This is a genomic window from Bartonella sp. AA1HLJMS, assembly GCF_042197445.1.
Taxonomy (GTDB): Bacteria; Pseudomonadota; Alphaproteobacteria; order Rhizobiales; family Rhizobiaceae; genus Bartonella.
Genome location: NZ_JBHIRW010000150.1, coordinates 1 through 1755, shown reverse-complemented (window position 1 = coordinate 1755; position 1755 = coordinate 1). Strand labels below are relative to the sequence as shown.

The window sequence follows — 1755 nt, the reverse complement described above, 5'->3', positions numbered from 1 at the left end:
ACGTCATGTCCACTGGAGAAAAAGCATGGTGAAAAAATACGAATTGACTAATGAAACAATCGAAGTTGGGGGCAAAACTCTCCACCGCATTCGTGCATTGAGAGACTTTGGTAATGTTAAAGCAGGTGATTTAGGAGGCTATATCGAGAAAGAAGACAATCTAAGTCATGATGGCAATTGCTGGGTTTCTGGTAACGCCAAAGTTTATGGAAAAGCTAAAGTTTGTGGTTTTGCCGAGATTTTTGGTAATACCGTAATAGCCATATAAGCCGTTTTTAACCACACAACCAACTTTTAAACACCAGCGTGATTCACGCCACGGGTGAATTGTACGCAAATCAAGGAAATAAACCATGGAAAAAAAATATGAACTGACTGATGAAACAATTGAGTTTGATAGAAAAACTCTTCACCGTATTCGTGCTTTAAGGGATTTTGATGATGTCAAAAAAGGAGATCTTGGTGGCTTTATTGAAAAGGAATATAACTTAGGTCATGATGGCAATTGCTGGGTCTATGATGATGCCAAGGTGCTTGAAAGCGCTACCATTTTTCATAATGCCAAGATATTTGATGGCGCCTGTATTAGTGGAAATGCTTCAGTTTATTCTGATGCACAAGTTTACAGTCGTGCTGTTGTTTTTGGTAATGCCGAAGTTTCTGGTAGTGCACATGTTTTTGGTGATGCTGTTGTTCGCGACAAATCTCATGTTTACGGTGATGCAGAAGTTTACAATAGCGCACTCATTTATGGTGATGCAAAAGTTTTTGAGAATGCACGAATAAAGAATAGTGCCAATGTTTACGACAATGCTCGTGTATATGGGAACGCAATAATTTGTGGTCCTGCTCTCATTTATAACAATGCTAAAGTTTATGGTGATGTCATTATATCATGCTCCAATTTCACGTATGAGGATGATATTAATTATGGAAATGTTGAGATTTTTGGAGATGCAAAAGTTTATGATAGTGCTCGCATTTATGACGCAGTCAAGATCTTTAGAAATGCCGAAATTCGTGGATTAGCTAATATTCGCGGAAACACGAGAATTCCTCAAGACATAAAAATTTAACAACCAATCAGCCTTTTAACACATGCGTGATTCATGCCACGGGTGAATTGCGCGCAATGTAGGAAATCAAGATGAGTGAACAAAACACTAACCTAATAGAAATTGAAGAAACACATCATGTAGCCGTCGAACAAACTGTCATGGAACGTATTTTAAATAAAGCCTTAGACAGTGACGTCGATATGGATCGCTTAGAGCGTCTTCTTGATTTAAGAGAACAAGAGATAAAACGACAAGAGCGCCAAAATTTTGTCCGTGATCTTTCGGCTGTGCAAATGGCATATAAAAATATCGAACAAAACGCCATTAATAACCATACAAACAGCAAATACGCTACACTTGATCAGTACATTGATGCTGTAAAGAAAGGGCTTGCAACATACAAATTTGCTTTGTTTTATCGTATTAAAAATCAAACAGAAAAAAACGTTACCATAGAAATAACTCTGTCTCATCCTTCAGACAATCAAATCTCAACAGAAGGAACATTTCCAATTGACAGTACAGGCTCTAAAAATAGCATACAATCACTTGGTTCCACACTTACCTACGCACGAAGATACCTATTAGGCATGCTTCTTAATTTAGCAAGTAAAGAAGACGATACAGATGGAAACCCGCCTATTAAAAAGGCTTTTCCACAACAGATCAATGAAATCAGAAGACTTGTCGTACAAAC

At 37.7% G+C, this 1755-nt stretch carries 2 protein-coding genes and 1 pseudogene; all 3 read left to right on the top strand.

Translation table 11 applies throughout. The features are described 5' to 3' along the window. Positions 1 to 25 precede the first annotated feature (25 nt). Positions 26 to 259: pseudogene (locus ACFIQE_RS10100) on the top strand (hypothetical protein); the annotation flags it as partial. A 94-nt stretch (positions 260 to 353) separates the two neighbouring features. Then, a complete protein-coding gene (locus tag ACFIQE_RS10095) occupies positions 354 to 1076 on the top strand; it encodes a hypothetical protein (protein WP_375611074.1) in 723 nt (240 codons plus the stop codon). Positions 1077 to 1147: 71 nt separating this feature from the next. Further along, the coding region (locus ACFIQE_RS10090; protein ID WP_375637308.1) for an ERF family protein at positions 1148 to 1755 on the top strand (608 nt) is incomplete at its 3' end.

What these genes read in the sequence shown, in the direction of transcription:
- ACFIQE_RS10095 (WP_375611074.1), top strand. Translation starts at nt 354, where the DNA reads ATGGAAAAAAAATATGAACTGACTGATGAAACAATTGAGTTTGATAGA.